Genomic DNA, 26309 nt, shown 5'->3' with positions numbered 1-26309 from the left:
CCGATTGAAAATTGATTTGTCTGAAAGTGCAGGCTACTCCCATGCGTGAGGCTGTCATGATTATGATAAAATTCATTTAACGGCGCGGGAGGCGGCAAGAAATTGCCTCCTTGCCATGCAACTGCCTGCACCGGTGGTTGTGCAGAACGGTATCGAGCCGGTGCAGGACCACCGGGCGGGATTGGACGAGCGGGGCCGAATCCGGCATTGTCCGACCATTGTCAGCGGATTCGCCGCGGCTTCGGGCATGAGGTCCCGGTGTCGTCGGACCGCTTCGAGCTCAGGATATCTCCATGCCCACTTTCAGTCCCGCCGCGATCTGGCCGATCGTGCTTCTGTCCCTGTCCAACGTCTTCATGACCTTTGCCTGGTACGGGCATCTGAAGTTCAAGGGCTCGGCGATCTTCCTCGCGATCCTCGTGAGCTGGGGCATCGCCTTCTTCGAATACTGCCTGGCCGTACCTGCCAACCGCATCGGCGCGGAGGTCTATTCGGCCGCGCAGCTGAAGACGATCCAGGAGGTCATCACGCTGTTGGTGTTTTCCGGATTTTCGATCTTCTGGCTGAAGGAGTCGCTGACCATCAACCACTTCCTCGGGTTTGCCCTGATTGCCGGTGGTGCCGCACTCATCTTCAGGGCATGACCTGAAGTCGAGCGGACGCAGCTAGAGCGTATCAGCCGGCTTCTGCAGCAACGGCGTATGCCCGGGCCTGCCGTTCGAAGATGGCGAGCGGCACCGGCCTGCCGAAGAGGTAGCCCTGGAACTCGGCACATCCCGCCTCGCGCAGGAAGGCGAACTGCTGATCGTTTTCCACGCCCTCGGCCAAGACCCGAAGGTCGAGGTCCAGGCCGATCTGGATGATGCTCCTGATAAGGGATGCGCCACGGCCCTCGTCCAGGCATTCCTGAACGAAGCTGCGGTCGACCTTCAACTGGTCCAGCGGCAGGCGCCGGAGATAGCTGAGAGACGAGTAGCCGGTGCCGAAATCGTCAAGCGCAAAGCCGACACCGGCGGCGCGGAGCGCCGTCATCTTGCCGATGATTGGCTCCAGTCCCGAAATCACAACGCTTTCCGTGAGTTCGAGCTTGAGCTTGCGTGCATCGATACGGTTCTCACTGATGGCGTCGAGCACGGTGCGTTCAAAGCCGTCGAGCATGAACTGGCTGGCGCTGACATTGATGGCGAGAGTGAGCGAGGCGAGGGACGGCTCGTCGCGCCAGCTCGCCAGCGTGCGGCAGGCGTTCTTCAGTACCCATGATCCGAGTTCCGGCATCAGCCCGGCTTCTTCCGCCACCGGAATGAAGGCTGCCGGCGAGATGGTGCCGTGTTCCGGATGTTTCCAGCGCAGAAGCGCCTCCGCGCCGAGAAGCTTGCCGTCGGCCCCAACCTGCGGCTGGTAGAACAGTTCGAGCTCCTGATTTCGCAAGGCGGTCCGCAGATCCTGCACCATTCCCTGCTGACGCGCGAACTCTCGCTGCATCACGTAGATGCTGCCGCAGCAGAGAAGGGTTGCGACGGTCGCATTGATCCAGGTGCCGATGCCGCGCATTTCTTCGGGGATCGGCGAGGCGAACGGCAGGGCGAGGTGCGCGCTCGAAAAGGCGACGAAGGTCGCGAGGCATGCTACGACGAAGACGAGGTGCACCCGGGAGCGCTGTCGCATGTAGTTGATGTAGCCCAGGATGGCCAGCGAGGGCAGATAGAGGTGCGAGACGCGGGGCGAAACCTCGGTCGGGATGTCGAAGGTCGCGCAGAACCCGACGGCGAAGGCAAGGAAACCGAATTCGCAGACGAGAATTGCACCGGTTAGCCGGCCTGCCCGGGTAAGCATCCAGCCCGTCAGCCCGAGCAGGGCGAAAAGCACTTCTGCGAAGGCAAGTGGCCAAAGATGAAGCCAGGCAAAAAGGCCCGTCCAGAATACTCCGATGGTAAATCCGGCAACCGACACGACCTTGTAGGCATAGATCACCCGTTGATCATCGGCGTCCGTGCCAAGATCACCTGTTTTCTGTGGTCCGCCTTCCGTCAAGCTTTATCTCGCGCGCTCGGTCTTCGACTATTCTTGAAGGCTATATTAGAGTTGTGAGCTTAAAAAAATCCAACCACCCGAAAGAGGTAGACCTTGGTGCGCGCGACAGGCCGTTCAGGAGGAATGAGGTCGCCGGTCGCGCGACTGCGTCACTCGGCCGGCACCGGTGTCGGCTTGCCGTCGTGATCGAGCGCCACCATGACGAAGGTCGCTGCCGTGACCTTTTCCATGGTGTGGGTCAGGTAGCGCTGCGCCCAGACCTCGACGGACAGCGTCATGGAGGTGCGGCCGACCTTTGATATGTCGGTATAGACGCACAAAGTGTCGCCGATCTTGACCGGCATCGCGAAGGCCATCTCCTGGACCGCGGCTGTGACGACGCGGCCGCGTGCCCGTTCGGCGGCGCGGATGCCGCAGGCGAGGTCCATTTGCGCCATGACCCAGCCGCCGAAAATGTCTCCGGCGGCATTGGCATCGCCCGGCATGGCAAGGGTGCGCAGCGTCAGTTCACCCTTGGGTGTCGGCTTGTCGTTCATCTGCAATTTCGCTCGCTCGCTGTGGCTCTCGGGATTCGTCTGCCGGCGAGGCTAGGCAATTCAAGGCGGCGAGGCAACGGCCCCGGCGGGCGGCGGTCTCATCCTTCTGACTACCCAAAATTAGGGTATCGGTCTTTATCGATTTCGTAATGTATCAAATAGACCATTCCCCTCATAATTATCGGGGATTTTACGCCGTGAAGAATGTTGGCATCTCAATTCGTCTCTACCTGCTGGTGGCGCTGGCACTCTGCGTCCTTGTGGCGACACTCACCTTCAGCCTGTTCTACTCCTACAATTCGCTCGCTCAGGAGCGGCGGGCCGGGTTGGCGGCGATCGACCAGACGGCGCTTGCAGTCTTCGCCAGGTACCACAAGATGGAGCAGGACGGGGCGCTGACCCGCGATGAGGCGCAGGCCAAGGCCCTCGAAGTGGTCGGCGCCATGCGCTACGGCAAGGACGGCTATCTCTGGGTCAACGACATGACGCCGGTGATGGTCATGCACCCGATCAAGCCGGAACTGATCGGCAAGGACCTGAGCGGCAACAAAGATCCGAACGGCAAGCACATCTTCATGGAATTCGTGAAGACCGTGAAGGAAAGCAAGGAAGGCTTCGTCGACTATTACTGGCCGAAGCCGGGTTTCGAGGCGCCGGTCCTGAAATTCTCCCACGTCGTTGGTTTCGAACCCTGGGGCTGGATCGTCGGCACCGGCGTCTATGCGGATGACCTGGCTGCCATGTTCTACAGCAATGCCCTGTGGTTCGGTGCGATCATCGCCGCGAGCGTCGTGGTCATCCTCTTCTGCGCCTATGCGGTCGTCCGCAGCGTCGTGCAGCCGGTCAACCGTCTGAAATCGGCCATGGGCCGCATCGCCGAGGAAAAGGTGGACACGGAAATCGTCGACGCCGGCCGCCGCGACGAGATTGGCGGCATGGCCAATGCCCTCATCGTGCTGCGCGATTCCGTGCGTGACCGCATCACGATGCGGGGCCGTGAAGCCGAACAGCAGCAGCGCCTCGACGCCGAGCGCGAAAACAACGAGACCGTTCTGCGCAGCGCTTCCGAGCGGCAGAACTACGCCATCCACGAAATCGGCGATGCATTGGAGCGGCTTGCCCAGGGCGACCTGACGGTCCATGTCGGCGAGATCGGCGCGGAATACGAAAAGCTCCGTCGCGATTTCAACTCCGCGGTCGCCGCCTTGAGCAGCGTCATAGGCTCCATCCGCCAGACCAGCGATGTCGTCAGCGACAGCGCCGGCAATATCAGCGAGGCGACCAACAACCTGTCGCGGCGCACCGAGCAGCAGGCCGCGGCCCTCGAGGAAACGGCTGCCGCCCTCGATGAGATCACCGCGACTGTTCGCACCGCCTCGGAGCGTGCCAACGAGGCCCGCGACATGGTTGCCGCGACGAAGAAGAGCGCAAATCGTTCCGGCGACATTGTCCGCAACGCGGTGGACGCCATGGGGCGGATCGAAAGCTCGTCGAACCGCATCAACCAGATCATCTCGGTAATCGATGAAATCGCCTTCCAGACCAACCTTCTGGCCCTCAATGCCGGCGTCGAGGCGGCTCGTGCGGGTGAGGCCGGTCGCGGTTTCGCTGTCGTTGCCCAGGAAGTCCGCGAACTCGCCCAGCGTTCCGCCAATGCGGCCAAGGAGATCAAGACGCTGATCAGCGACTCCGCGGCCGAGGTCGGCAACGGCGTGGCGCTGGTGCGTTCGACCGGCGAGGCACTCGTCGAGATCGAGAAGCTGGTCAACCAGGTCAACGATCACGTCGACACGATCGCCACCGCCGCGCGCGAACAGGCGACCGGCCTGCACGAGATCAACACCTCGGTCAACCACATGGATCAGATGACCCAGCAGAACGCCGCCATGGTCGAGGAAACCTCGGCCGCCGGCCAGACGCTGGCAGAGGAAAGCCGGCACCTGCGCGAACTGCTGTCGCGGCTGCGTGTCGAATCGACGGCAGATGGGCAAGCGGGCCGTCGCGCCGCCTGAGGCGTAGGGCCGCCTAACGAGCAATGAAAAGGGCGCCGGCGGAGATCTCGGCCGGCGCCCTTTTCTGTCGGTCAGTCGTCGGGGAACGCCGTCAGCGGCAGGTCTTTGCCAGTGTCGCGATCGCTGCGCTCGACCCTTTCAAGGGGAAAGTGCGGGTTTTGTAGTTGTCGATCGGCGGTGCGATGGTGATCTGGTCGCCGCCCTTCAGCAACGCTGCGAGCGGGCCGGAGAGCGGCACCGGTGCGTAGAGGACGCCGTCCATAGCCTCATATTGAAAACGGGTGACGATCTTTGTCTCGCCGCCGCCGATGGTGAAATCGGCGCCCCATTCCGGATTGCCGTCGGGCGGATTGCCTTCCCCACCATCGTCGAAGCGCATCGCCAGCACGTCCTTGTCCTGGCATTGCAGGTAGAGCATCGGCTGGCGATCGTCGCCGGTGGCCGGATTGCAGATATGTGCAGTCATCGCTTTACCGCCCTCGACGTCCCAGATCTCCGCCTTCCAGGCGTCGCATTCGGCAGCAAGGGCCGGCGCCAGGGTCAAGAGGGAAAACAGGCTTGTCGCAAGGCATGTCCCGAAACGCATGACCATCTCCTTTTGCCGGGGCGTTTGACTTCGATCCAATCTAGGCGCGTCCGAACATGCTAGACAAGAGTGCACGCGGTCCCATCCGGCCGTGAAGTGACGGACAACACAGGAGCCAGACTATGCGCCGCATTCTGATCATTCAGGGGCATCCCGATGCCACGGAGCCGCATTTCTGTCATGCGCTGGCAGACGCCTATGCTGCCGGCGCGCTGGAGGCCGGACATTCCGTCGAGCGGCTGGATCTGGCAAAGATCAACATCGACTTCCTCGGCTCCCAACGGGAACAGGAACGCGGTGCCGTAGGCCCCGATATCGCAAGGGGGCAGGAAAGCATTTCAAGGGCCGAACACGTGGTGCTCGTTTTCCCGCTGTGGCTCGGCGGAGCGCCGGCGCTCGTCAAGGCTTTCCTGGAGCAGGTGCTGCGGCCGGGCTTTGCCTATGCAAGCGACGGCGGCCCTTTCAAGGGCAAGCTTCTGAAAGGCCGGTCGCTGAGGATCGTGATCACCATGGGCATGCCGGTCTGGTACTACCGTCTTATCTATGGTGCCCATAGCCTCAAGGCGATGAAGGTCGGGATCTTCGGCTTCGTGGGTTTCCGTCCGATCGCCGCGAGCCTCATTGGCAACGTCGAAGGCAAGAACCCGGCGCCGCGCAAGGACTGGCTCGCCCGCATGCGGGCGCTCGGTGCTGCGGCCGTCTAGGGTCAAAACTCAATCAGGACAGGTGTTCTGTTGGCCCGGATGGGATTGAAGGGAAGGGAACAAGCTCAAGGCAAGGCCGTGTGGCCTTGCCGAGCATTGTTCGCAATCAGGCTGCCCATCCGGGCCAACCCTTCGAGCACGCCACATATTGGGCCTGCGGGCGTCGGGAAGGTTTGAAAATGATCCGCATTTCCCGCACCTTTCCTTCTACTCAGACCCAAGATGCGGCGCGCAGAACGCCTATCCTGATTGAGTTTTGGCCCTAGGGCGGTGCGCCTGTCAGTAAAATCCAAACGAAGACTTAACGGCTTCACCCTAGTGTGATCGGGACGGGCGACGCGCGGCGGGCCCGCGGCGGAGTTTTTCGTATGGCGTCTTCAAACTTCCTGCAGCGTTCCGCGCTGGTGATCGTGCCGGCGGCAAGTCTCGTCTCCTGCGTTGGCGATGGGCTCGCCCCGCCTGCCGATGTCGGGTCTGCGCGTCCGGAGGTCACCTCGAGCCGCCAGTTGGAGGCGAGGGGGGACGAGATCGAAATCCTCGGCAGGGTCGGCGAGCCAGTCGCCTATGCTCCCGAGCCGGTCCGCAGAAGCGGAGCGGCAGTGGCGATCGACTATCTCGACACGCCCAATCTCGCAGGGCTGAACAGCCATCCCGACGCGGTCCAACCCTCAATGGTTCAGACGGACGCAGCATATGGCGACGCGGCACCGGCGACCGAGGCGGCCACGGCCGCTGCTCCGTTGTCCGCGACCGGTGTCTCCGAAATCCCGCCTGAAGGCGTGAACATGGATGCGGAGCTCGGGGTCTCCACGGAAAACGAGCTTGGCGTCGGATCGGCCGCGCCGCAGCAGACGGGCAAGCATGTGGCGCCGCAAATTCTCGTGCCGCAGGGTGCCATGGCGATTGCCGAAGGCGCCACCAGCCAGCCTGTGGTGGATGGGATCGGCACTGACAATCCCGTGCCGATCCTGCCGATGCCGGGCCAGGCGACCGATTCCGCCTACTGAGCATCCTCGGAAATGAAGCCTCCGAAATGAACAAAGCCGGCGCGAGCGCCGGCTTTGTCGACCGTATTGCGGTTGGACGGGGGTCGCCGCTGGCCGGAAAAGTGATGATAAAAAAGGGCTGCCTGAAAATCCTTGGATCCTGCGGCAGACGGGAGGAAAGCACCCGCCAGATCGCGAACGGGAGCGTACCGTAACGGCGCCCGCCATCCTTGTCTGGTCGGCACCATAGTCTAGAAACGTCATGGTTTGATGACAGCCGACCGGGACAAGCGTCCGCGGCCGCGAAGACCCAAGGACGAGCGAGCATGCCGCCGATTTCCGAACTCATGATGTTTGCCGGCCTGCTGGTGGTTGCCGGCGCTGTCGCCGGATTGCTGGCCGGCGTCTTCGGCATCGGCGGCGGAGCGGTGCTCGTGCCGGTCTTCTACCAGGTCTTCGGCGTGGCGGGCGTCGATCCCGCGGTCATCATGCATCTGGCGGTCGGTACCTCCACCGCGATCATCGTGCCCACCTCGATCCGCTCGTTCACCGCGCACAGAAAGCGGGGGGCGGTCGACACGGATCTCCTCAAGGGCTGGATCGTCGCCGTGCCGCTCGGCGCCGTGCTGGCGGCGGTGGTCGCCTCTCACGCGTCGAGCGAGATGCTGCGGCTGATCTTTGCGGTGATCGCACTGGTGCTTGCCGCGCGCATGGCCTTTCTCAGCAACCGCTTTCACCTCGGCAGCGAACTGCCCGGCGAGCCGGCGCGCTTCGTCGTCGGCACCGTGTTCGGGCTGATTTCGGGGCTAATGGGGATCGGCGGTGGGGTGCTGAACAACACCTTCATGACGCTCTACGGGCGCCCCATCCACCAGGCGGTCGCCACGTCGGCCGGCGTTGGCGTCCTGATCTCGATCCCCGGGCTGCTCGGTTATATCTGGGCGGGCTGGGGCGACAAGGGCCTGCCGGTCGCATCGACCGGTTTCGTCAACTGGATCGCTTTCGCATTGATCATTCCGATCGCCATGGTGGTGACGCCCTACGGCGCCAAGCTCGCCCACGCAATGAGCAAGCGCCAGCTGGAAACCGGTTTCTCGCTCTTTCTGCTGTTTGTTTCGCTGCGGTTTTTCTACAGCCTGTATGGGTGAGGGCGCGGCGAACCGGTGCCGGCCGCGGACCGGCGAACGAGCGGTCGAAGCCTCGCAGGGATCGATGCCGGGTTGCTGGGGATGGGTTTCGAGAGTTGACAGTTGCCGGAACTATCTTCGTGAAGCATTCTGTGCATTCACCGTCCAAAGGTCCTCGGATTCTGTAGGGTTGAGGGGATCTATCGCAAACCGTTGACGCAATTGCGATTTTTCAACGGGATAACAAACGAGTATCGGATCGTCGATCATGGAAACATCTCAACTGCATCGTGGGCGCCTCATCGACCACATCCAGCTCGTGGTGCGCGACCTCAAGGCCAGTCATGACTTCTATGCGGCCGTCCTGGGTGTGCTGGAGATACCTGTCGTCGGCACGGCGGATGACTTCTTCTGGGCTGACGAACTTGTCGTCTCTTCGGCAGAAAGTCCTGCGGCACTCGGTGTATTGACTGGGCGACACCACCTGGCCTTTCAGGCCAAGGATTGCTCGACGGTGGATGCTTTCTATCGCGTGGCGATGGAGCATGGTGGTCGAGACAACGGCGCCCCCGGCGAGCGGGCCTATCACCCCGGTTACTACGCGGCCTTCGTGCTCGACCCGGACGGCAACAACATCGAGGCGGTATATCATGGCGAGGCGCGGCGCAGTGCGCCTTCGGTGGTGATCGACTTCTAGCTCTTGCCCTGACGCGCCGCCCGAAAGCCGTGGAGGAGCCACCGGGCTGGTCGGATCGGGTTGCTCTTCTGCAGGGCCTTTGGCTTGGCGACCTGCCTCCGTCTTGCTTCGCGCCCTCGGGTTGTTCAGCCCGAAATCAATATGCCAGACTGGAAAGCCACTCGTGTCCTCGGCGAGGCCCCGAGCGCATCTTCTCGGGCACGAATCGGCGTCAGACGACGACGCCGGTCCGGTTGGTGGACATCGTCAGCTTGCGCTCGGCGCGTTCCTGCTGGGGCGAGCGGTTGTAGAGCTCGCGGTAGCACTTGGAGAAGTGCGAGGCGGAGACGAAGCCGCACGCAACGGCCACCTCGACCACCGGCATCGACGACTGGACCAGAAGGTGGCGCGCGCGGTCGAGACGGATCTCGAGATAATAGCGAGCAGGCGAGCGGCCCATTTCCTGCCGGAACAGACGCTCGATCTGGCGTCGCGACAGGCCTGCGTCGTCGGCGATCTCGAGCAGCGACAGCGGCTCGGCGAGATTGCTTTCCATGAGCTCGATGATCGACAGGACCTTGGAATTCTGCACGCCGAGACGGGCGCGCAGCGGCAGGCGCTGGCGATCATGCGGGCTGCGCACGCGGTCGGTCAGGTGCTGTTCGCAGACCCGGTTGACGAGGCCTTCGCCAAAATCCTGGCCGATGAGGTTGAGCATCATGTCGAGCGAGGCCGTGCCGCCTGCGCAGGTGTAGAGATTGCCGTCCACCTCATAGAGGTCGGCATAGACCTCCGCCTGCGGGAAGGCCTCGGAGAATCCGGGCAGGTTCTCCCAATGGATGGCGCAACGCTTGCCGTTCAGCAAGCCGGCCTGGGCGAGCACATGGGCGCCCGTACAGAGGCTGCCGACGGCGGCGCCGCGATTATGCGCCTCACGCAGCCAAGCATTCACCGACTTGTTGTGAAACTCTTCCACATAGATGCCGGAACAGACGATCACCATGTTGGGGCGGTTTTCGCCCGACAGGTAGCGGCGCTCGTCGGCCAGCGAGGAGTTGACCTCCATGCCGATGCCGCTCGACGAATAGACCTTCTGGCCGTCCGCCGAGGCGAGGCGCCATTCATAGGCCTGGTAGCCGAGCATACGGTTGGCGATGCGAAGCGTTTCGATGGCGCCTGCGAAGGGCAGGAGTGTGAAATGCGGTACAAGGAAGAATACCAGCGATCGTTTCTTGGTCGGCGCCTTGTTCATGTGCGATGCCTCGTGTTCCCGTGTTTGTGCTATTCCTTGCGTGGCAGGCGTCACTTGGATGTTCCTAATGCGACGCGATAATCCACATACACGGCAAGAAAAACACTTCGACAGCAAAAACGCGACGTTTTGAGGGCGCTTTCCTTATTGCGACCCGGACGAGAACGTCGGGGTCGCAATTGTTCCTTCATGGGATTGAAACCCATAAGGATTCTGTAACGATCGATACATACCGCTAAAATGCGGTAGCTCGTCGGTTTGCGACGCGGCCGCTGGGGCCGTGTCGCAAACGTGGTCAAAGGATATGCGGATTGCGGTCGGCGGAGGGCCAGCCGAGATCCTTGCGCAGGTCGAAGGGAAGGGCTTCGAGGGCGCGGGCATCGGCGCGGCGGGTGCGCCAGCGGCTAACCGCGTGGGCCGCGGTCATCAGGATGCCGAGCGGGTTGGCGACCCGCGGCATCCGGGGGGCATGCGAACTGATCCGGGTGTCAAATCCAACGAGTGTCATGGTTTCATCCTCTTGTCTTGCCCTTCGGGGCGCTTTCTATATGCGCCTCCCGAAATCATCATTCAAACGAATGTTTATGATGTTATTCATCAAGGATTGTGAATTGATGCGCAGCGCGCGGGTGTTCGCCGCTATCGAGTTGCGGCCAGCCGAGGTCGCGCTGGAGTGCAAGCGGCAGCGCGGACATTTCACGCTGCGTCCGAATGCGGGCACGGATGAGGCGTGCCCGCCTGAGCGGCTCGCGCATGGAGTGGAATGGTCTCAGTATCGCTGTGAACGGCATTGGTACCTCCCTGGTTGATCTGTTTGAAGATCGTCAGGGTGCGCTCGCATTGACATTCAATCAATCGAAATGATATCGTGCTTAAGTTCAATTTATCTGAATAGGCACGACGATGACCCTGACGATCCGCCAGCCTTTGCCGCTGCTCGACAACGACATTCTGCGGACTTTCGTGGCGATTGCCGAGACGGGCAGTTTCACGACGGCGGCCGACCGCGTCTTCCGCACGCCCTCGGCGGTTTCCATGCAGATCAAGAAGCTCGAGGAGCAACTGAACGCCACGCTCTTCCTGCGCGATGCGCGCTCCGTGTCGCTGACCGAGAGCGGCGAGACGCTGCTGCCCTATGCGCGTCGGATGCTGGCGCTGTCCAACGAGGCGGTCGGCCGTTTCCGCATGCCGGAAATGAAGGGCGTCGTGCGGCTGGGCGCACCCGACGACATCGGCGAACGCTTCATGCCGACGATCCTGCGGCGTTTCGCCGAGGTCTACCCCGCGATCATGGTGGACCTGACGGTCGACACATCGGGCCAGCTTCGCCGCCGGCTGCAGGAGCAGCGGCTCGACCTGACGCTCGTCAACTGCGCACCGGGCATGGTGAGCCACGAGGGTGAGGTGATCCATACCGAGCAGCTCGTCTGGGCCGGCGCCAAGTGCGGGACCGCCCATCTGCGCGATCCGCTTCCGGTGTCGATTTGGGAGGACGGCTGCTGCTGGCGGGCGGATGCACTGGCGCGGCTCGACAAGGAGAAGCGTCCCTATCGGATCGCCTATCTCTCCGCCCATACCATGGCGCAGCGCGCGGCGGTGATCGCCGATCTCGCTGTGGCGCCTCTACCGCGCAGCTACCTCACCGACGACATGACCGCGCTCGGCTCCAGGCAGGGCCTGCCGGATCTCGGCTCCTTCGAGGTGCGCCTGCTGACGGGAGCCGAAACCAGCGATACCATCCAGGCCGTCGCCGACAGCGTGCGCTTCGCTTTTTCCGAAATGATCGGCATCGCGGCCTGACACAGGCGGGAAGGGGAGCGGCGAGCCGCTCCCTTTGCCGGTTCAGCCGCCGAGTGTCTCGTAAAGCGCCTGGGTTTCTCCAAGCACCTCGTCGAGGGCCCGGCCTTCGCCATAGGCGGCGAGGTGAGCGGGCATTGCGACGCCTTCGGGCACATGCGGGCTGATCTCCGGCCGGCCGAGCACGGTCTTCACCGGGATCACACCCGCCCAGACCGGCAGTCCATAGTCCTCCTCATCGTCGCCGACGCCCTTGGCGCGCGCCTTGGCCGAGGCATCCTCGATCTGCATGCCGATCACCATGGTTGCCTTGATTTCCTGTGCGCGGTCGGGCCGCAGTTCCGCGCTGCGCCCGGGATAGAAGCGGTCGACGATGGCTTTCAGTGCCCGGGTCTTTTCTTCCGGCTGGTCGATGATGCGCGCGGTGCCGAAGCACATCGCCGAGCGGTAGTTGGCCGAGTGGTTGAATCCGCAACGTGCCAGGACGAGGCCGTCCAGGTGCGAGACGGTCAGGCAGACCGGTGCGCCCTTTTCCAGCTGCCGGAGCATGCGGCTCGCTGAGGAGCCGTGCCAGTAGAGCCAGTCGCCCTCGCGCCAATGGATGGTCGGCGTGCAGAAGGGCTGGCCGTCGATCACATACGAGACGTGACAGAGAAAGGCGCTGTCGAGGATGCCGTACACGGCATCGCGGTCATAGGTGCCGCGCTCATGCAGGCGCTTCACGCGGTTGCGGGGCGTGGTGGGGAAGGATTTTTCAGGCGTCTGGATCGTCATGCTTGCCTCCTTGGACGGGTTGAGGCAGAGCTACGCAGTTCGATTGGTTTTCAGAAGATCCAATTCCATGAAGAAAATACGGACCAATTATCCGGATTGGTCGGCCTCGGTTCCGATACTGCCGAAAGCCGGTCCGCGCCGGCTGGCGCTCTACCGCGAGCTCAGGCGGCTGATCGAGGCGGGGTCCATGCCGCCGGGTTCGAAGCTGCCGACGACGCGGGATCTCGCCGCCCGCTTCGGCCTGTCGCGCGGCGCGGCCGTCGCGGCTTACGAAATGCTGATCGCCGACGGATTTGCCGAGGCGCGCGTCGGTGCCGGCACCTATGTGGCAAACGAGGTGCCGGTTCTTGCAGCACCGGCGGCACCGGCGCTGCGCAACACGGCGGAGGAGGCGGGGCCGCTTCCCGGCGCGCTCGGTTGTTCGGCCGCCGACGAGCGAACCATCCAGGTCTTCCGGTCGCTCCTCAACCGGCACCTGATGCAGCCATCCTCCCGGCATTTCCACTATAACGAGCCGGCCGGCGATCGCGAGCTTCGTGAGGAGGTCGCCGCCTATCTGCGCGCGGCGCGCGGCGTCAACTGCTCGGCCGACCAGGTGGTGATGACCTCTGGCACCCAGCAGGCCCTCGATCTGGTGATCCGCTCGGTGCTGAAGCCCGGCGACCCCGTCTGGATCGAGGATCCCTGCTATCCGATGGCCCGGTTCGCCTTCTCCGCAGCCGGCATGCGGCTGGTCGGCGTGCCGGTCGACGAGGAAGGGATCGATCCGGAAAAGGGCATTGCCCGGGAGCCACGGGCCCGCGCCGTCTATGTTTCGCCGTCGCATCAGTTCCCGCTCGGCGTGACGCTCTCCATGCGCCGCCGCCTGGCGCTCATCGAATGGGCCAAGCGCAACGACGCCTTCATCATCGAGGACGACTACGACAGCGAATATCGCTTTGCCGGGCCGCCGCTCTCGTCAATGCAGGGCATCGATGCCGAGGGTCGGGTGATCTATGTCGGCACCTTCTCCAAAGTGCTGATGCCGGGCCTGCGGATCGGTTACCTGGTGCTCCCCTGGTCGCTGCGCGACACTGTCCTCGACGTGCGCCGGCGCACCGACCGCTTTCCCTCGACCCTTGCCGAGGGTGCGCTTGCCGAATTCCTGCGCGATGGGCATTTTGCCGCCCATGTGAAGCGGGCCAGGCGCCGCGTGAAACGCGCCCGTGACATGCTGGTGGAGGCGCTGGACGGCTCGGGACTGGATGTTACGACGCCGGAGCAGGGCCTGCATCTGGTCGCCGGCCTGCCGGCGGACGTGATCGACACGGAGTTTGCCACCGAGGCGGCGCGCGCAGGCTTCGGGGTGAGGGCGCTGTCGCCGATGTATGTGGAGGCCACGCCCCGCCGCGGCCTGGTGATCGGCTTTTCCGGATTTCCCGCCGAGGAGCTGGCCCGGGCGGCCAGCCGTTGGGTGAAGACACTGCGGCTTTAAGACAAGCCGCGGCCCTTAATCCCGGCTTCTGCGGCGCCGTCGGCCGCCGCCTTCGCCCCCGTCGCCATCCGCAAGGATCTTGCGCTCGGGGAGCGTCACCACGGCTGACAGCTTCGGGAAGGGATCGACCTTGTTCGGCATCGCCATCGCGTCGATGAATAGCTGCTGGAAGTTAGGTTCGAGCGCCGTCTCGATCTTTTCGATGACCCGTACCGTCTCCTCGATTTCCCGCCGGTGGCCGCGGTTTAAGAGCGCCATCAGCGCGCCGGTCCCCGCCGCGTTGCCCACCGCCTTGACCTCGGCGAGATCGCAATCCGGGATGAGGCCGAGCACCATGGCGTATTTCGGATCGATGAAGGAGCCGAAGGCGCCGGCAAAACGGATGGTGTCGACGCTTTCGACGCCAAGCTTTTCCATGAGCAGCTTGATGCCGGCATAAAGGGCCGCCTTGGCGAGCTGGATGGCGCGCACGTCGTTCTGCGTCACGGTGATCTTCTGCGCGCCGTCATGCAGCAGATAGGAGAAGGTGCGGCCATTCGGCAGGATGCGCGGGCTGCGCTCGGCCATGTTGCCGTCGACCACGCCGTCGGCCGAGATGACACCGGAGAGATACATTTCTGCCACGACCTCGATGATTGCCGAACCGCAGATGCCTGTGATGCCGGTCTTTTCGGCCGCCTCGGCAAAGCCCGCCTCGTCCGACCAGGGTTCGACCCCGATCACCTTGAAGCGCGGCTCAAGGGTGACTGCATCGATCCGGACGCGCTCGATGGCACCGGGTGCGGCGCGCTGGCCGCAGGAAATCTCCGCTCCTTCGAAGGCGGGGCCCGTCGGGGAGGATGCGGCGACCGTGCGGGCAGAATTGCCAAGCACGATCTCGGCATTGGTGCCGACATCGACGAGCAGCATCATGCGATCCTGGCGATGCGGACCTTCTGCCAGGGTGGCGCCGGCGGCATCCGCGCCGACATGGCCGGCGATGCAGGGCAGGAGATAGGTCCGCGCGCCGGGATTGAGGGCGAGCTCGATATCCTTCGCCTCGCAGGACACGGCACCCGACACGGCGAGCGCAAACGGCGCCTGGCCGAGTTCTGTCGGGTCGATGCCGAGGAACAGGTGGTGCATGATCGGATTGGCGACGAAGACCGAATCGAGAATGTCCGTGCGCGCGACGCCGCCCTCGGCGCAGACCTTGTCGGTCAGCTCCGAAACCGCCTGCCGAACCGCCTTCGTCATAGCCTCCCGACCGTCGGGGTTCATCATCACATAGGAGACGCGGCTCATCAGATCTTCGCCGAAGCGGATCTGGGGATTGGACGTGCCGGAGGATGCAACGACCCGGCCGGACAGAAGAGAGACGAGATGCATGGCGATCGTCGTCGATCCGATGTCGCAGGCAAGGCCATAGGCCTCGTTGTGCAGGCCGGGCCAGAGCGCGATGATGGTCGGACGCGAGGTCGGGCTGTCGCGGTGGATGGCGGCGGTCACCGACCAGTTGCCCTTGCGCAGGATCTTCTGGACCTCTGGTAGAAGGTGGGGTTCCACCTGAAGGTCGCCGTAGCCCCAGTCCTTTTCCAGCATGACCTTCATGCGATCGAGATCGCCGAGCGGCTTGTGCATGTCGGGTTCGTCGACCTCGACATAGCAGAGGTGGACGGCGGGATTGCGCTCGATCACACGGTCGCTGGCGGCCTTGCGCACCACCTGGGCGTTGACGACCGTATCCTGCGGCACGTCGACGACGAGATCGCCCTGGATCGAGGCCGAACAGGAGAGCCGTCGTCCTTCAGGGAGCGTGCGCACCTCGGCATAGCGCTTCTCCTTCGGGCCGACCGGGGAGATGTGGTCATTGGAGGAAACGATGCCATGCTTGGCGAAGTTGCCTTCCTGCACCTCGATCTGACAGCGGCCGCAGGTGGCGCGGCCACCGCAGACGCTCTCTACATAGACGCCGAGCTGGCGCGCGGCCTCGAGTACCGGCGTGCCGACCGGGAACCGGCCGCGTTTGCCGGAAGGCATGAAGAGGACGAGGGGATCTTTTTCGAAGGCGTCTGTCATGATCGATCTTTCCGGCGTCTTCAAGGAACGCAATCCAGATGTTGAAGGAGGTCGGCGGAACCCGTTTGGAGCGCCATGCGCCGGCGGGACCCGGGACGAAAGAGTGTTCCCGACGTGAAAAGATCACCCGTGAAACGTCAGCGGGTGATCCGTTGTCTAGCAAGGGGCAGCGGTCGCCGTCACTCCGTCGCAGCGCCGGTGCCGACGCGGGCGGCACGGCCGCCACGACGGCCACCACCGGCTGCGGCCGCGGCCGGAGCGGGCGCTGCGGCATGACCGCCTTCGGCCGGCTTGTAGTCGCGATAGGTCTTGATCCAGTTGTAGCAGTTCTCGTCGGTACCGTTCAGCACGTTGGCGGCGCGCACGGCCTCCATTTCCTGCGGACGGCAGGGGTTCATGATGGCGGACGTCATGCCGGCGCCGATGACCATCGGGATGAAGCCGGCATTGATGCCGTGGCGGTGCGGCAGGCCGAAGGAAATGTTGGAGAGGCCGCAAGTGGTGTTGACCTTGAGCTCCTCGCGCAGGCGACGCACCAGCGCGAAGACCTGCAGGCCGGCAGAGCCGACAGCACCGATCGGCATAACCAGCGGGTCGACCACGATGTCATACGGCTTGATGCCGTAGTCGGCGGCGCGTTCGACGATCTTCTTGGCAACCGCGAAGCGCACGTCCGGGTCCTGGCTGATGCCGGTCTCGTCGTTGGAGATGGCAACGACCGGGACGTTGTACTTGGCGCAGAGCGGCAGGATGGCTTCGAGCTTTTCTTCCTCACCGGTGACCGAGTTGATCAGCGGGCGGCCCTTGGCGACCTTGAGGCCGGCCTCGATGGCGGCGGTCACCGAACTGTCGATGGCGAGCGGGATGTCGACGAGGCCCTGGACGATCTCAAGCGTCTGCACGAGCAGGCCCGGCTCGGTCTCGTTCGGATTGACGGAGGTGACCCCGGCATTGATGTCGAGCATGGTGGCGCCTGCAGCGACCTGTTCGAGTGCATCCTTGATGACGGTTTCGAAATTGCCGGCCTGCATTTCGGCGGCGAGCTTCTTGCGCCCCGTCGGGTTGATGCGTTCGCCGATGACGCAGAACGGCTGGTCGAAGCCGATGATGATTTCCTTGGTGGCGGATGCGACGATGGTGCGGGTCATGGATGGTCTCCGGTCGGGCGCGAGGACAGAAGGTCTAACGCGCGGCAATATGGGTTACAAGTCTCGCTGGGCCTGCCGGGCCGAAGCCGGTCGGCTCTGCGTCGGCAAGTCTCGGGTCTCAATGCGGGTGCTGGGCGGCGATCCCGGCGAGCTGCTGCTGGTCTTCGACCTTTTCCTCGCGGATCTGCTCGAGACGCTCCGCAACCAGCTGGTCGACGGGGTTCGCCTCCCGCTTCCACGGCTTGCGGCCCTTGAGCACGCCGGATTCATGGACGATCTCGGCGACATACTCTTCCTGGCGGTAGGCCATGACGTGCATGCCGGAAACGCCCTCGATCTCCTTCACCTCGTTGATGATGTCGATGCAGAGCTGCTTGCCTTCCTTCTTCTGGTCCTCCGCGCCTTCGAGGCGCTTGATGACCGCGTCGGGAATATGGATGCCGGGCACGTTTGAGCGGATCCACTTGGCCGTCTTCGCGGACGCAAGCGGCCCGACGCCGACGAGGATGAAGCACTTTTCGTGCAGGCCGAGATCGCGAACCTTCTTCATGTATTCGCGGAACATCGGCACGTCGAAGCAGTATTGGCTCTGGACGAACTGCGCGCCGGCCTGGATCTTCTTGGCAAGTCGATAGGGACGGAAATCGTAAGGGGGCGCGAACGGATTGATCGCTGCACCGAGGAAGACCTGCGGCGGCGAGGTCAGCTTGCGGCCCGACCGGAATTTTGATTCGTCGCGCATGCTGCGCACGGTTTCGAGAAGCGACATGCAGTCGAGATCGAAGACCGGCTTGGCGCCCGGCTGATCGCCGGCCTGAACGCCGTCGCCGGTCAGGCACATGATGTTCTGCACGCCCATCGCCGAGGCGCCGAGCACGTCGCCCTGGATGGCGATGCGGTTCTTGTCACGGCAGGCGATCTGCATGATCGGCGCATAGCCCATGCGCGTCAGCAGCGCACAGATTCCCACCGACGACATGTGGCAGTTGGCACCCGAGGCATCGACAGCATTGATCCCGTCGACCCAGCCGTCGAAGATCGCCGCACGCTCGTACACGTCATGCGGATTGGCGCTGTCCGGCGGGTTGAGCTCGGCGGTGACGGCGAACTCGCCGCGGCGAAGCACGCGCTCGAGCCGGCCACGCGAGGAATGACCCGGAAGCGGATCGAGGGGCGCGCCGGGATCGTGGGGGTTGATATCGGGGCTCATGCTTTCGCGTCCTTAGAGAGAGTATCGCGGGCGGCAGCGGCTTCGGCCGTCACACGCAGCCAGGAAGAGGTTTCGCGCAGCGACTGGTTGACCGGCTTCTGCACCTTGAGGATCGCATCGCCGTTGGTCATGTTGCGCGATCCTGCCCAGGCCTGCACCCAGACGCAGGGCATGTCGGGCTCGACCTCGCAATGGCCGTTGGCGCGGACCCCGCCGCAGGGACCGTTCCTGAGCTGCTTCGGGCAGTTCATCGGGCAGGACATGCCGGTCGAAGACAGCACGCACTGTCCGCACATGCGACAGTCGAAAAGCAGGCCCTTGACGTTTCGCTCGACGAAGGTGACCGGCTTCTCCACGCGGTTGTAACCGAGCTTCTTCCACAGCGGATGCAGAACCAGGAAGGCACTGGCGAAGCGGTTGTAGAACCATTCGAGAAAGCGCGAATGGCGCACCGACCAGAGCCGGATCGTGTAGGAACGGCGGGCGCGGCGGTTTGGCGAGACGCCGGCGGGCGTGAAGGCGCCGGTCGCGGCCTTCTTTGCCGGAGCCGCATTGCCCGGACCGGGCTTTCCATCAACCATTTTCGCGACCTCCAGCGTGTACCAGCGCGACCAGCCGCGCCTTGTCGTAAGCGGATTCGAGTTCAGACGCCGCCTTGTCGGCTTCCGCCTCCAGGTCGTCGCCGACCGGTTCCGGATCGCCCTTACGCCACTCGGCCAGATAGTCGTCCGTCTCAGCCGCGCCCGAACGCATCGCGCACATGTCGATCGCTTCGGTGAAGCGCAGCGACAGTTCGCGCTTTGCGGATTTCCGGCCCTGCTTGATGATGACCTGAGCGGGTATATCCCGCCAGTAGACGATGATCCTGTCGGCCATCTGCTCACTCTCCCTTTTTAGTCACAATGCACATGGCGCAAGCGGCGGACTGCGCTTGTCACGACGTCGCACAGAGCAAAAAGCGACGTGGCCGAGATTTACCAGATGCGGCGGCGGATGCCGTTGGCAAGCCATGTCCAGATGCCAGGCGGAAAGCGCAGCGCGGACGGGCCTTCCGGCTGATACGGGGCAAGCCGGCCATGGACGGCGTCATCGACTGCCTGCAAGGTGATGTCGATCGCTGACACGGTCAGAAGCAGCGGATATGTCGCAATGAAGTCGCCGCGGTCGGGGAGTGTCCGCACCTCGTAGAGCGTGCCGCCCGTATCGGTGCCTTCGTCCACCAGATGAACGGTTGCACCGAAATTGGCGGCATCGTCCTCGATCAGCGACCAGTATCCGCCCATCTGTCCGCGATAGGCCGGGTTGATGCCGGCATGCAGGTTGAGAACGGGGCAGGGCATGGCCGCCAGTGTGGCACGATTCATGAGGCGGGTGCTGACAAGAAGAATAGCAGCCGGCTCGAGCCGCGCCACGAGAGCAGCGCAATCGGGATCGTTGAGGGAAGTGACTGGATGAACGGGCACGCCTGGGTTAACGACCGCCGACAGGCCGGCGGTTCGAAGGATCGCTGCTGTTCGCCGGCGGGCGAGCGGCCTCAGAAGCTTCGCCGCCGTCATCGTCGCCAGTTGGCCACAAGCGTTCACCCATCCGAGACGGCGGGCCCGGCGACGGAGGATCTCCGATTTCGATTCAGGTTCTTCCTGGATGACCTGGAGACCTGGATAGCGACGGGACAGCGCGTTGATGATGACCGCAGGATTGGGGCCGCCTGCGGTCATGACGACCACGGTTGCGGAGCTGGACGTCGCATCGGCCATCGGGGAAGTGCCTCCGGTCGTCATGGGGCGTCAGAAAACCATCAGCAGCACGGCGCTCGCGGTGTAAACCACGAAACCGGCCACAACGAGGGAGAGCAGCCCGAATGCGCAGCCGAGCACCACGCCGAGGCCGTCGCGCTGGGAATGGGCAAAGCCGATGACGGCCAGCGCCACGGCCGGGGGCCAGTTGCCGAGCGGTATCGGCAGGAAGATGACGAAGGCGAGGACTAGGGCCAGGAAGCCGATCACGCGTTCGGAGAACCGGCTGTCGAGGAACCAGAAGCGCGGCAGAAGCACGCGTTCGGCGCGGCGCAACCAGGGAACAAGCCGCTTGACGATTAGGTCGAAGGTCTGGTTTTCGACCCCATAATCGCCGATACGGCGGGGAAAGGAGACCCGGCCCTCGGCCGAGGCAAACATTTGCCAGGCGATGAAGATCAGCGGTAGGCCGAGGAAGAAGGTCGCGCCCGGCGGCAGGGGCACGAGGTTGGGAAGTGCGAAGACCAGCAGGAATGCCCCGAAGGAGCGGTCCTGCAGCGCGATCGCGATGTCGCGGATGGTCACCTTGCCGTCACCGGCGCGCGAGAGCTGAACGAGCAGATCGGAAAGCCGTTCGGGCCGCGCCCTGTCCTCGGCGATCGCGAAATTGTTGAGAACTGTCCCCATCCCATCGGTCATTGTCTTGAACCTTGTTCTTATGCCTCGACCTCATGCCCATCCTGCAGGTGGGGCATTGCGGAGGCATTAAAGAGGGTGGGCAAGCAAACGGAATTGAGAAGGCATGCTGAATGGCAGGTTAAGGGGACGCAGCGACGCCATGCCTGGCGTTTCCGCCGTTCGGCAGAGAGGGCGGCTGGAACGAAACGTCTGCCTTGTTTTCACCCCAAGCCGGTGCAATGGACGAAGACGTCTGATTTGTTCCATCGGGGAGATTCCACGTGCCTGCAAGACCTGTCCTGACGATCGCTGCCATGGGCCTCGCCCTGATCGCGCTTACCGCCTGCGGCAACACGATCCGCGGAATTGGCCGCGACATGGGCAATGCCGTCGACGCGACCCAGGATGCGGGCCGCAGCGTCGCCAATTCCGTGAATTAAGGAGCAGGGCGGGAAAGTGACCCGCTCGGGTTCGGCCTAGCCGAGTGCCTTCAACGCGTGATCGAGATCGCCGTAGCCGGTAAAGCGGTATTCGTAGTCGAGGCCGAGATAGTCGGCCGCCCATTTCGCCTTGTCCTGCAGCGCCTTGTCTTCGGTCTGGGCGAGGTAGACGATCTTCGTGTAGTTGCCGAAGACCATGTCACGCAGTTCGGGATGCTTGTCGAGCTTCAGCGGCTCGATGACGAAGGCTTCGAACTGGCGGGTGATGAGGTCGGTCAGGTAGAAGGCGGTGAACTCGGTCTCGCATTCGGCGAGAAACTTTTCCGTTCCCGTGAAGAACGCATAGCAGTGCGGCCCTGCGATCCGCTCTATGCCCTCTTCCTCGCAGATCTTGTCGATCTGTCCCTGGGTGCCGCATTCGGCATAGCCGATGAAGATTCGGCCATAGCCGGCGGCCCGGGCGGCGGCGATCTTTTCGTGCAGCGCCGGCGCGATCTTTTCCGGATAGACATGCCAGATGGCGGGAAGGCACTCGAGATCGATATGGTCGAGTCTGTTCGCGTCCCGGACGGCCAGGATCTCGCGGGCGATGGCCCCGCAGGCGATGATCTGAACCTTTTCGCTGTTCACGCGTTTCATCGTCGCATTCCCGACACGTTCCACGATCCCCGAGCCAAAACGGAGTTCTCAAGCATGACCACCCGGAAACTTTCCTTCGCCGTCGCGGTCCTCGGTTGCGCCTTCGCGCTCGCCTCCTGCGGCAACACGATCCGCGGCATGGGCAAGGACACCGCAAATGCGGTCGATGCGACGCAACAGGCCGGCCAGGACGTCGAGAACGCCGCCAACTGACGGTCGGCGTCGTCCACACCGTCGTGCTCCGTCGCCGGCCGGCGCATAGGTTCCGCCGAAATCTCTGCGGCGGACGTCTTTTCAGAAATTCACCGCCGGTCGCTTGAAGCGGCCGGCGGTGTCGTGACTAGGGCGTCAGGCGCGGGCCGCGAGGCTGTTGTGCTTGCGGGAGATGTATTCCTTCGCCGTTTCGACGGCGACGGCGGCATCGCGGCAATAGGCGTCGGCGCCGACGGCCTTGCCGAACTCTTCGTTGAGCGGCGCGCCGCCGACGAGAACGATGTACTCGTCACGAATGCCCTTTTCCTTCATCGTATCGATCACGACCTTCATATAGGGCATGGTCGTCGTCAGCAGGGCGGACATGCCGAGAATGTCCGGCTTTTCGCGCTCGATGGCTTCGAGATAGTTTTCGACCGGGTTGTTGATGCCGAGGTCGATGACGTCGAATCCGGCGCCTTCCATCATCATGCCGACGAGGTTCTTGCCGATGTCGTGGATGTCGCCCTTGACGGTGCCGATGACCATCTTGCCCTGCTTCGGTGCGCCGGTAGCGGCGAGCAGCGGACGCAGGATCGTCATGCCGGCCTTCATCGCATTGGCCGAAAGCAGAACTTCCGGCACGAACAGGATGCCGTCGCGGAAGTCGACGCCGACGATGCGCATGCCTTCGACGAGGGCTTGCGTCAGCACGTCGTAAGGAGCCCAGCCGCGGTCGAGCAGGATGCGGGTCGCTTCCTCGATTTCTTCCTTGAGGCCGTCATAGAGGTCGTCGTGCATCTGCTGCACGAGTTCGTCGTCAGAGAGTTCCGAGAGAATGATTTCGTCGTCTGACATTGGATGCTTCCCGCTAGCTGTTTTTTGCGATTCATGTCGCAGCCGACAAAGACTGCCTGATACGCAGTTAAACCTCAATATCGCTAAAATCTCTTTTCGAAAGCGACGTTGCCGTCGTGAAAAGCGACGGTGATGCGACAGTCGCAGATTGGCTCAATGTCTGTGTGGCGCAAGTGGTTGGCGCATTAAGGAATGTTTCACATCGGAATTCGAATAGCATATTGAGAATGAAGCAGCGCTCGACGCGCCGAAATTGAGGAAACGCACATGGACGACATCACAGCAGAATCGGGCGCAGGCGCAGGCCGTCGGGCACGCGGCGAGGGCAGGGGCGCGGCAGCTCGCAGGGCATCGCGCACGGGCGGCGGCGCCGGCCCGTCGATGCCTTACATCCAGCGCAAGATCAAGGTCTACGAAGTCCTCGACGAAGAAGGCCTCGAGATCATCGAGCGCAATGCCGACACCGTACTCGAGGAAATCGGCATCGAGTTCCGTGATGACGCCGAAGCGCTCGACATGTGGAGAAAGGCCGGCGCCGACGTCAAGGGCGAGCGCGTGCACTTCCCCAAGGGCCTTTGCCGCGAACTCCTGAAGACCGCGCCTTCGGAATTCACCTGGCATGCCCGCAATCCGGAACGCAGCGTGCGGATTGGCGGTAATGCCACCGTCTTCGCACCGGTCTACGGTTCGCCCTTCGTCCGCGACCTCGACGGCAACCGTCGCTATGCGACGCTCGAGGACTTCCGCAACTTCGTCAAGCTCGCCTACATGGCGCCTTCGGTCCATTCTTCGGGCGGCACGGTCTGCGAACCGGTCGACATCCCGGTGAACAAGCGTCACCTGGACATGGTCTATAGCCACATCAAATATTCCGACAAGCCGTTCATGGGCTCGGTCACCGCGCCGGAACGCGCAGAGGATTCGGTCGCACTCGCCAAGATCGTCTTCGGTGACGATTTCGTCGAGAACAACACGGTGATGCTGAACCTAATCAACGCGAACTCGCCGATGGTCTTCGACGAGACCATGCTCGGTGCCGCCAAGGTCTATGCCCGCCACAACCAGGCTTGCGTTCTCTCGCCCTTCATCCTGTCTGGCGCTATGAGCCCGGTGACGGTCGCCGGCACGCTGACGCAGATCCTGGCCGAAGTTCTGGCCGGCGCGTCCTTCACCCAGCTCGTGCGCCCTGGCGCTCCGGTTCTGTTCGGCACCTTCGCCGCCTCGATCTCGATGCAGTCGGGCGCCCCGACCTTCGGTACGCCGGAGCCTGCACTCGTGTCCTATGGTGCCGCCCAGCTCGCCCGCCGTCTCGGCCTGCCGTTCCGTACTGGTGGCTCGCTCTGCGCTTCCAAGGTTCCGGATGCCCAGGCAGCCCATGAAAGCGCCAACACGCTCAACATGACCCTGCTCGCCGGCACCAACTTCGTGCTGCACGCCGCAGGCTGGCTCGAAGGCGGCCTCGCAGCCTGCTACGAGAAGTTCATGATCGACCAGGACCAGCTCGGCATGATGCAGAAGATGGCCATGGGCGTGGATCTGACCGAAGACGGCCAGGCGATGGACGCCATCCGCGAAGTCGGCCCCGGCGCCCACTATCTCGGTTGCGCGCACACCCAGGCGAACTTCCAGACGGCCTTCTATCGTTCGGCCCTGGCCGACAACAACTCCTTCGAACAGTGGGAGATCGAAGGCAAGAAGCGCATCGAGGACCGCGCCAACACGCTCTGCCGTTCGTGGCTCGACAACTACGAAGCGCCCGCCCTCGACCCGGCAATCGACGAAGCGCTGCTCGCCTACATTGCGCAGCGCAAGGACTCCATGCCGGACGCCTTCTCCTGAAGGCATCCCGGTCCCGCCAGGGAGCAAGGCGGAGCGGACCAGGTGGCGGACATGATCCAGGAGTCGGTCTGGCGACCGCATTACAAATACGAGGGGCCGCGATGAGCGGCCCTTTGCACGTCGCGCACTGGCTTCAAGCCGAACTGGAACGGCACGGCCTGCATCTGCGCGGTATCGTCGATTTCGTCGACGGCGACGACGCGCCGAGGCTTGCCGACGGAGGCATGGCCCGACAGGTCCTGCTGATCGGCAATATCGGCGGCTCGCTCTGGGAGCCTTTCCGCGCATGGCGGTCGAAGCAGGCAGACCGGGGCGGCGAACATCCGCTGGACGCCTGGTCGAAAGAAGTGATCGGCGCCGTTGCCGGCACGTGCGGGGCGACGCCCTATTTCCCGTCCGACTCGCCCTACCAGCCCTTCCAGACCTGGGCGATGAAGGCGGAGGGCTTGCGCGCCTCACCGCTCGGAATTCTGATCCACCCGCAATATGGCCTCTGGCACGGCTACCGGGGCGCGCTCGGGTTCCCCGAGCCGCTGCCGTTCGATCGAACGGCGCCGGCGGCGTCTCACCCATGTGAGACCTGTGCCGAAAAACCCTGTCTGAAAACCTGTCCCGCCGGAGCTGTGACGACGGAGACATTCGACGTGGTTACCTGCCGCCGCCATCTGGCGACGAACGAGGGGCGGGACGGCTGCAGGGCGAAGGGATGCCTTGCCCGTGCCGCCTGTCCCGTCGGCTCTTCCTTTCGCTATCCGGAAGACCAGTTGCGCTTCCACATGGAAGCTCTTGGTCTTCCGTCCGGATAGCTATCGTCAGGCCGCCTTGGCGACTGGCGCCTTGCGTGCGGCAGCCGGGCGGACCGCCTTCTGCGGCATCAGCGCGACGATTTCGTCGGCAAGCCGCGCGGTATTTTCCAGAGCCTTCGACAGGTTCGAGACTTCGGCCGGGTTCATTGACTGCAGGAGACCGCCCTTGTCGAAGACGTCGCGATAGGCGGCGCGCTCGGCAATGGCCGTCGACAGGGTGGCAATGCCGCGGGCGGCGAGGAAATCCTTTGCGGCCTGCAGGGCGCGGGTGGTGACGGCGGCGTTGACGCGGGTGAGAACGATCGAGTGCGGAATGCGTACGTCGCACTTCTCGTCCAGTTCCTTCAGCAGTTCGAGCACTTCGGCGCCGCCATGGGCGTCCATGGCGCAGCCCTGGACTGGGATCATCACGTGGTCCGCAAGTCCGATGGCCTTGGCGAGCAGCGCATCATGGCTCGACGGGAGATCGACCAGAATGTAGCCGCCGCGCTTCTTGGCCTTGGCCGTCGCGGTTTCGATCGTCTCCTCGTTGACAGCGACGACGGAAATCAGGCTGCCTGCGCCGGCAATCGCGTGCCAGCGGCTGATCCAGCCGCGCGGGTCGGCATCGAGGATGGTGACGCGGTTGCCGCGACGGGAAAGCTCGCCGGCGAGGATGAGAGCTGCCGTGGTCTTGCCGGCACCGCCCTTGGTATTTGCAAACGTAATTACTGGCATAGCATGTCCTTCATGAAAAAAAGGTCTTGAGCC

At 63.5% G+C, this 26309-nt stretch carries 28 protein-coding genes; 12 read left to right on the top strand and 16 right to left on the bottom strand.

Going from position 1 to position 26309, the window contains the following annotated elements; genetic code table 11:
- The first annotated feature begins 293 nt into the window (after nt 1-293).
- Complete coding sequence (locus ACX93L_RS06620) at nt 294-644, top strand: DMT family protein (protein WP_459404086.1); 351 nt, start codon at nt 294-296, stop codon at nt 642-644.
- A 31-nt stretch (nt 645-675) separates the two neighbouring features.
- On the opposite strand, the gene ACX93L_RS06615 is transcribed toward ACX93L_RS06620, so the two are convergent.
- Together ACX93L_RS06615 and ACX93L_RS06610 are read right to left on the bottom strand one after the other, a co-directional pair.
- Nucleotides 676-1971 (bottom strand): putative bifunctional diguanylate cyclase/phosphodiesterase, encoded by a 1296-nt coding sequence (locus tag ACX93L_RS06615; RefSeq protein WP_459404085.1) that lies wholly within the window; start codon nt 1969-1971, stop codon nt 676-678.
- Nucleotides 1972-2180: 209 nt separating this feature from the next.
- The gene (locus tag ACX93L_RS06610) at nt 2181-2567 is read right to left on the bottom strand and encodes an acyl-CoA thioesterase (RefSeq protein WP_459404084.1); all 387 of its coding nucleotides are present in this window, start codon (nt 2565-2567) and stop codon (nt 2181-2183) included.
- 197 nt (nt 2568-2764) lie between these two features.
- Between ACX93L_RS06610 and ACX93L_RS06605 the strand changes: the two genes are divergently transcribed.
- Nucleotides 2765-4579, top strand: coding sequence for a methyl-accepting chemotaxis protein (locus ACX93L_RS06605; RefSeq protein WP_459404083.1), 1815 nt, complete (start codon nt 2765-2767; stop codon nt 4577-4579).
- A 91-nt stretch (nt 4580-4670) separates the two neighbouring features.
- Here the strand turns inward: ACX93L_RS06605 and ACX93L_RS06600 are convergent, their stop codons facing one another.
- Nucleotides 4671-5165, bottom strand: coding sequence for a hypothetical protein (locus tag ACX93L_RS06600; RefSeq protein ID WP_459404082.1), 495 nt, complete (start codon nt 5163-5165; stop codon nt 4671-4673).
- Between the two features lie 122 nt (nt 5166-5287).
- Between ACX93L_RS06600 and ACX93L_RS06595 the strand changes: the two genes are divergently transcribed.
- The 4 genes from ACX93L_RS06595 to ACX93L_RS06580 all read left to right on the top strand — a co-directional run bounded on the left by ACX93L_RS06595 (nt 5288) and on the right by ACX93L_RS06580 (nt 8679).
- Nucleotides 5288-5869, top strand: a complete 582-nt coding sequence (locus tag ACX93L_RS06595; protein ID WP_459404081.1) for an NAD(P)H-dependent oxidoreductase — start codon at nt 5288-5290, stop codon at nt 5867-5869.
- Nucleotides 5870-6237: 368 nt separating this feature from the next.
- Nucleotides 6238-6876, top strand: coding sequence for a hypothetical protein (locus ACX93L_RS06590; protein WP_459404080.1), 639 nt, complete (start codon nt 6238-6240; stop codon nt 6874-6876).
- A gap of 305 nt (nt 6877-7181) precedes the next feature.
- Nucleotides 7182-8003: a sulfite exporter TauE/SafE family protein gene (locus ACX93L_RS06585; protein ID WP_459404079.1), complete on the top strand. Its 822-nt coding sequence runs from the start codon at nt 7182-7184 to the stop codon at nt 8001-8003.
- 247 nt (nt 8004-8250) lie between these two features.
- Nucleotides 8251-8679 carry a VOC family protein gene (locus tag ACX93L_RS06580; protein WP_459404078.1) on the top strand — a complete coding sequence of 143 codons (429 nt, stop codon included), beginning with the start codon at nt 8251-8253 and terminating at the stop codon, nt 8677-8679.
- A gap of 211 nt (nt 8680-8890) precedes the next feature.
- On the opposite strand, the gene ACX93L_RS06575 is transcribed toward ACX93L_RS06580, so the two are convergent.
- The gene (locus tag ACX93L_RS06575) at nt 8891-9910 is read right to left on the bottom strand and encodes a GlxA family transcriptional regulator (RefSeq protein WP_169588101.1); all 1020 of its coding nucleotides are present in this window, start codon (nt 9908-9910) and stop codon (nt 8891-8893) included.
- Nucleotides 9911-10205: 295 nt separating this feature from the next.
- Entirely contained in the window at nt 10206-10418 is a 213-nt protein-coding gene (locus ACX93L_RS06570; RefSeq protein ID WP_459404077.1) for a hypothetical protein, read from the bottom strand.
- Between the two features lie 395 nt (nt 10419-10813).
- Between ACX93L_RS06570 and ACX93L_RS06565 the strand changes: the two genes are divergently transcribed.
- Nucleotides 10814-11710 carry a LysR family transcriptional regulator gene (locus tag ACX93L_RS06565; RefSeq protein WP_459404076.1) on the top strand — a complete coding sequence of 299 codons (897 nt, stop codon included), beginning with the start codon at nt 10814-10816 and terminating at the stop codon, nt 11708-11710.
- A gap of 42 nt (nt 11711-11752) precedes the next feature.
- Here ACX93L_RS06565 and ACX93L_RS06560 read toward each other — a convergent pair whose 3' ends face one another.
- On the bottom strand, nt 11753-12481 hold the full coding sequence (locus ACX93L_RS06560) for a pyridoxamine 5'-phosphate oxidase family protein (protein ID WP_459404075.1): 729 nt from the start codon (nt 12479-12481) through the stop codon (nt 11753-11755).
- A gap of 67 nt (nt 12482-12548) precedes the next feature.
- On the opposite strand from ACX93L_RS06560, the gene pdxR reads away from it, so the two are divergent.
- Complete coding sequence (gene pdxR, locus ACX93L_RS06555) at nt 12549-13955, top strand: MocR-like pyridoxine biosynthesis transcription factor PdxR (RefSeq protein ID WP_459404074.1); 1407 nt, start codon at nt 12549-12551, stop codon at nt 13953-13955.
- Between the two features lie 15 nt (nt 13956-13970).
- Here the strand turns inward: pdxR and ACX93L_RS06550 are convergent, their stop codons facing one another.
- From ACX93L_RS06550 to ACX93L_RS06520, 7 genes are all read right to left on the bottom strand, one after another.
- Nucleotides 13971-16013: an ASKHA domain-containing protein gene (locus ACX93L_RS06550; protein WP_459404073.1), complete on the bottom strand. Its 2043-nt coding sequence runs from the start codon at nt 16011-16013 to the stop codon at nt 13971-13973.
- 179 nt (nt 16014-16192) lie between these two features.
- Nucleotides 16193-17161, bottom strand: a complete 969-nt coding sequence (locus ACX93L_RS06545; RefSeq protein ID WP_459404072.1) for a methyltetrahydrofolate cobalamin methyltransferase — start codon at nt 17159-17161, stop codon at nt 16193-16195.
- Nucleotides 17162-17279: 118 nt separating this feature from the next.
- The gene (locus tag ACX93L_RS06540; RefSeq protein ID WP_459404071.1) at nt 17280-18371 is read right to left on the bottom strand and encodes a methylenetetrahydrofolate reductase; all 1092 of its coding nucleotides are present in this window, start codon (nt 18369-18371) and stop codon (nt 17280-17282) included.
- Complete coding sequence (locus ACX93L_RS06535; RefSeq protein ID WP_169588084.1) at nt 18368-18952, bottom strand: methylenetetrahydrofolate reductase C-terminal domain-containing protein; 585 nt, start codon at nt 18950-18952, stop codon at nt 18368-18370. The genes ACX93L_RS06540 and ACX93L_RS06535 overlap by 4 nt, the downstream gene beginning before the upstream one ends.
- Nucleotides 18945-19247, bottom strand: a complete 303-nt coding sequence (locus ACX93L_RS06530; RefSeq protein WP_459404070.1) for a virulence factor — start codon at nt 19245-19247, stop codon at nt 18945-18947. Before ACX93L_RS06530 ends, ACX93L_RS06535 begins: the two co-directional genes overlap by 8 nt.
- A gap of 98 nt (nt 19248-19345) precedes the next feature.
- Entirely contained in the window at nt 19346-20128 is a 783-nt protein-coding gene (locus ACX93L_RS06525) for a formyl transferase (RefSeq protein WP_459404069.1), read from the bottom strand.
- 30 nt (nt 20129-20158) lie between these two features.
- Entirely contained in the window at nt 20159-20806 is a 648-nt protein-coding gene (locus ACX93L_RS06520; RefSeq protein WP_459404068.1) for an exopolysaccharide biosynthesis protein, read from the bottom strand.
- A 293-nt stretch (nt 20807-21099) separates the two neighbouring features.
- On the opposite strand from ACX93L_RS06520, the gene ACX93L_RS06515 reads away from it, so the two are divergent.
- Nucleotides 21100-21225, top strand: coding sequence for an entericidin domain-containing protein (locus ACX93L_RS06515; RefSeq protein WP_169589604.1), 126 nt, complete (start codon nt 21100-21102; stop codon nt 21223-21225).
- A gap of 36 nt (nt 21226-21261) precedes the next feature.
- On the opposite strand, the gene ACX93L_RS06510 is transcribed toward ACX93L_RS06515, so the two are convergent.
- Nucleotides 21262-21864: a DUF1638 domain-containing protein gene (locus ACX93L_RS06510; RefSeq protein WP_459404067.1), complete on the bottom strand. Its 603-nt coding sequence runs from the start codon at nt 21862-21864 to the stop codon at nt 21262-21264.
- 54 nt (nt 21865-21918) lie between these two features.
- Here ACX93L_RS06510 and ACX93L_RS06505 point away from each other — a divergent pair, with 54 nt between their 5' ends.
- A complete protein-coding gene (locus tag ACX93L_RS06505) occupies nt 21919-22077 on the top strand; it encodes an entericidin domain-containing protein (protein ID WP_169588074.1) in 159 nt (52 codons plus the stop codon).
- Nucleotides 22078-22212: 135 nt separating this feature from the next.
- Here ACX93L_RS06505 and ACX93L_RS06500 read toward each other — a convergent pair whose 3' ends face one another.
- Nucleotides 22213-22914, bottom strand: a complete 702-nt coding sequence (locus ACX93L_RS06500; RefSeq protein WP_169588072.1) for a corrinoid protein — start codon at nt 22912-22914, stop codon at nt 22213-22215.
- A gap of 267 nt (nt 22915-23181) precedes the next feature.
- Between ACX93L_RS06500 and ACX93L_RS06495 the strand changes: the two genes are divergently transcribed.
- Together ACX93L_RS06495 and ACX93L_RS06490 are read left to right on the top strand one after the other, a co-directional pair.
- Nucleotides 23182-24753: a trimethylamine methyltransferase family protein gene (locus ACX93L_RS06495; RefSeq protein WP_459404066.1), complete on the top strand. Its 1572-nt coding sequence runs from the start codon at nt 23182-23184 to the stop codon at nt 24751-24753.
- Nucleotides 24754-24854: 101 nt separating this feature from the next.
- The gene (locus ACX93L_RS06490) at nt 24855-25559 is read left to right on the top strand and encodes a ferredoxin (RefSeq protein WP_459404065.1); all 705 of its coding nucleotides are present in this window, start codon (nt 24855-24857) and stop codon (nt 25557-25559) included.
- Nucleotides 25560-25565: 6 nt separating this feature from the next.
- Here ACX93L_RS06490 and ACX93L_RS06485 read toward each other — a convergent pair whose 3' ends face one another.
- Nucleotides 25566-26276 (bottom strand): AAA family ATPase, encoded by a 711-nt coding sequence (locus ACX93L_RS06485; RefSeq protein ID WP_459404064.1) that lies wholly within the window; start codon nt 26274-26276, stop codon nt 25566-25568.
- Between the last annotated feature and the right edge of the window lie 33 nt (nt 26277-26309).

This window comes from Rhizobium sp. CAU 1783 (assembly GCF_054551725.1).
This window is presented reverse-complemented; position numbering and strand designations above follow the sequence as displayed.

What these genes read in the sequence shown, in the direction of transcription:
- ACX93L_RS06620 (WP_459404086.1), top strand. Translation starts at nt 294, where the DNA reads ATGCCCACTTTCAGTCCCGCCGCGATCTGGCCGATCGTGCTTCTGTCC.
- ACX93L_RS06610 (WP_459404084.1), bottom strand. Translation starts at nt 2,567, where the DNA reads ATGAACGACAAGCCGACACCCAAGGGTGAACTGACGCTGCGCACCCTT.
- ACX93L_RS06600 (WP_459404082.1), bottom strand. Translation starts at nt 5,165, where the DNA reads ATGCGTTTCGGGACATGCCTTGCGACAAGCCTGTTTTCCCTCTTGACC.
- ACX93L_RS06595 (WP_459404081.1), top strand. Translation starts at nt 5,288, where the DNA reads ATGCGCCGCATTCTGATCATTCAGGGGCATCCCGATGCCACGGAGCCG.
- ACX93L_RS06590 (WP_459404080.1), top strand. Translation starts at nt 6,238, where the DNA reads ATGGCGTCTTCAAACTTCCTGCAGCGTTCCGCGCTGGTGATCGTGCCG.
- ACX93L_RS06585 (WP_459404079.1), top strand. Translation starts at nt 7,182, where the DNA reads ATGCCGCCGATTTCCGAACTCATGATGTTTGCCGGCCTGCTGGTGGTT.
- ACX93L_RS06580 (WP_459404078.1), top strand. Translation starts at nt 8,251, where the DNA reads ATGGAAACATCTCAACTGCATCGTGGGCGCCTCATCGACCACATCCAG.
- ACX93L_RS06575 (WP_169588101.1), bottom strand. Translation starts at nt 9,910, where the DNA reads ATGAACAAGGCGCCGACCAAGAAACGATCGCTGGTATTCTTCCTTGTA.
- ACX93L_RS06570 (WP_459404077.1), bottom strand. Translation starts at nt 10,418, where the DNA reads ATGACACTCGTTGGATTTGACACCCGGATCAGTTCGCATGCCCCCCGG.
- ACX93L_RS06565 (WP_459404076.1), top strand. Translation starts at nt 10,814, where the DNA reads ATGACCCTGACGATCCGCCAGCCTTTGCCGCTGCTCGACAACGACATT.
- ACX93L_RS06560 (WP_459404075.1), bottom strand. Translation starts at nt 12,481, where the DNA reads ATGACGATCCAGACGCCTGAAAAATCCTTCCCCACCACGCCCCGCAAC.
- pdxR (WP_459404074.1), top strand. Translation starts at nt 12,549, where the DNA reads ATGAAGAAAATACGGACCAATTATCCGGATTGGTCGGCCTCGGTTCCG.
- ACX93L_RS06550 (WP_459404073.1), bottom strand. Translation starts at nt 16,013, where the DNA reads ATGACAGACGCCTTCGAAAAAGATCCCCTCGTCCTCTTCATGCCTTCC.
- ACX93L_RS06545 (WP_459404072.1), bottom strand. Translation starts at nt 17,161, where the DNA reads ATGACCCGCACCATCGTCGCATCCGCCACCAAGGAAATCATCATCGGC.
- ACX93L_RS06540 (WP_459404071.1), bottom strand. Translation starts at nt 18,371, where the DNA reads ATGAGCCCCGATATCAACCCCCACGATCCCGGCGCGCCCCTCGATCCG.
- ACX93L_RS06535 (WP_169588084.1), bottom strand. Translation starts at nt 18,952, where the DNA reads ATGGTTGATGGAAAGCCCGGTCCGGGCAATGCGGCTCCGGCAAAGAAG.
- ACX93L_RS06530 (WP_459404070.1), bottom strand. Translation starts at nt 19,247, where the DNA reads ATGGCCGACAGGATCATCGTCTACTGGCGGGATATACCCGCTCAGGTC.
- ACX93L_RS06525 (WP_459404069.1), bottom strand. Translation starts at nt 20,128, where the DNA reads ATGGCCGATGCGACGTCCAGCTCCGCAACCGTGGTCGTCATGACCGCA.
- ACX93L_RS06520 (WP_459404068.1), bottom strand. Translation starts at nt 20,806, where the DNA reads ATGACCGATGGGATGGGGACAGTTCTCAACAATTTCGCGATCGCCGAG.
- ACX93L_RS06515 (WP_169589604.1), top strand. Translation starts at nt 21,100, where the DNA reads ATGGGCCTCGCCCTGATCGCGCTTACCGCCTGCGGCAACACGATCCGC.
- ACX93L_RS06510 (WP_459404067.1), bottom strand. Translation starts at nt 21,864, where the DNA reads ATGAAACGCGTGAACAGCGAAAAGGTTCAGATCATCGCCTGCGGGGCC.
- ACX93L_RS06505 (WP_169588074.1), top strand. Translation starts at nt 21,919, where the DNA reads ATGACCACCCGGAAACTTTCCTTCGCCGTCGCGGTCCTCGGTTGCGCC.
- ACX93L_RS06500 (WP_169588072.1), bottom strand. Translation starts at nt 22,914, where the DNA reads ATGTCAGACGACGAAATCATTCTCTCGGAACTCTCTGACGACGAACTC.
- ACX93L_RS06495 (WP_459404066.1), top strand. Translation starts at nt 23,182, where the DNA reads ATGGACGACATCACAGCAGAATCGGGCGCAGGCGCAGGCCGTCGGGCA.
- ACX93L_RS06490 (WP_459404065.1), top strand. Translation starts at nt 24,855, where the DNA reads ATGAGCGGCCCTTTGCACGTCGCGCACTGGCTTCAAGCCGAACTGGAA.
- ACX93L_RS06485 (WP_459404064.1), bottom strand. Translation starts at nt 26,276, where the DNA reads ATGCCAGTAATTACGTTTGCAAATACCAAGGGCGGTGCCGGCAAGACC.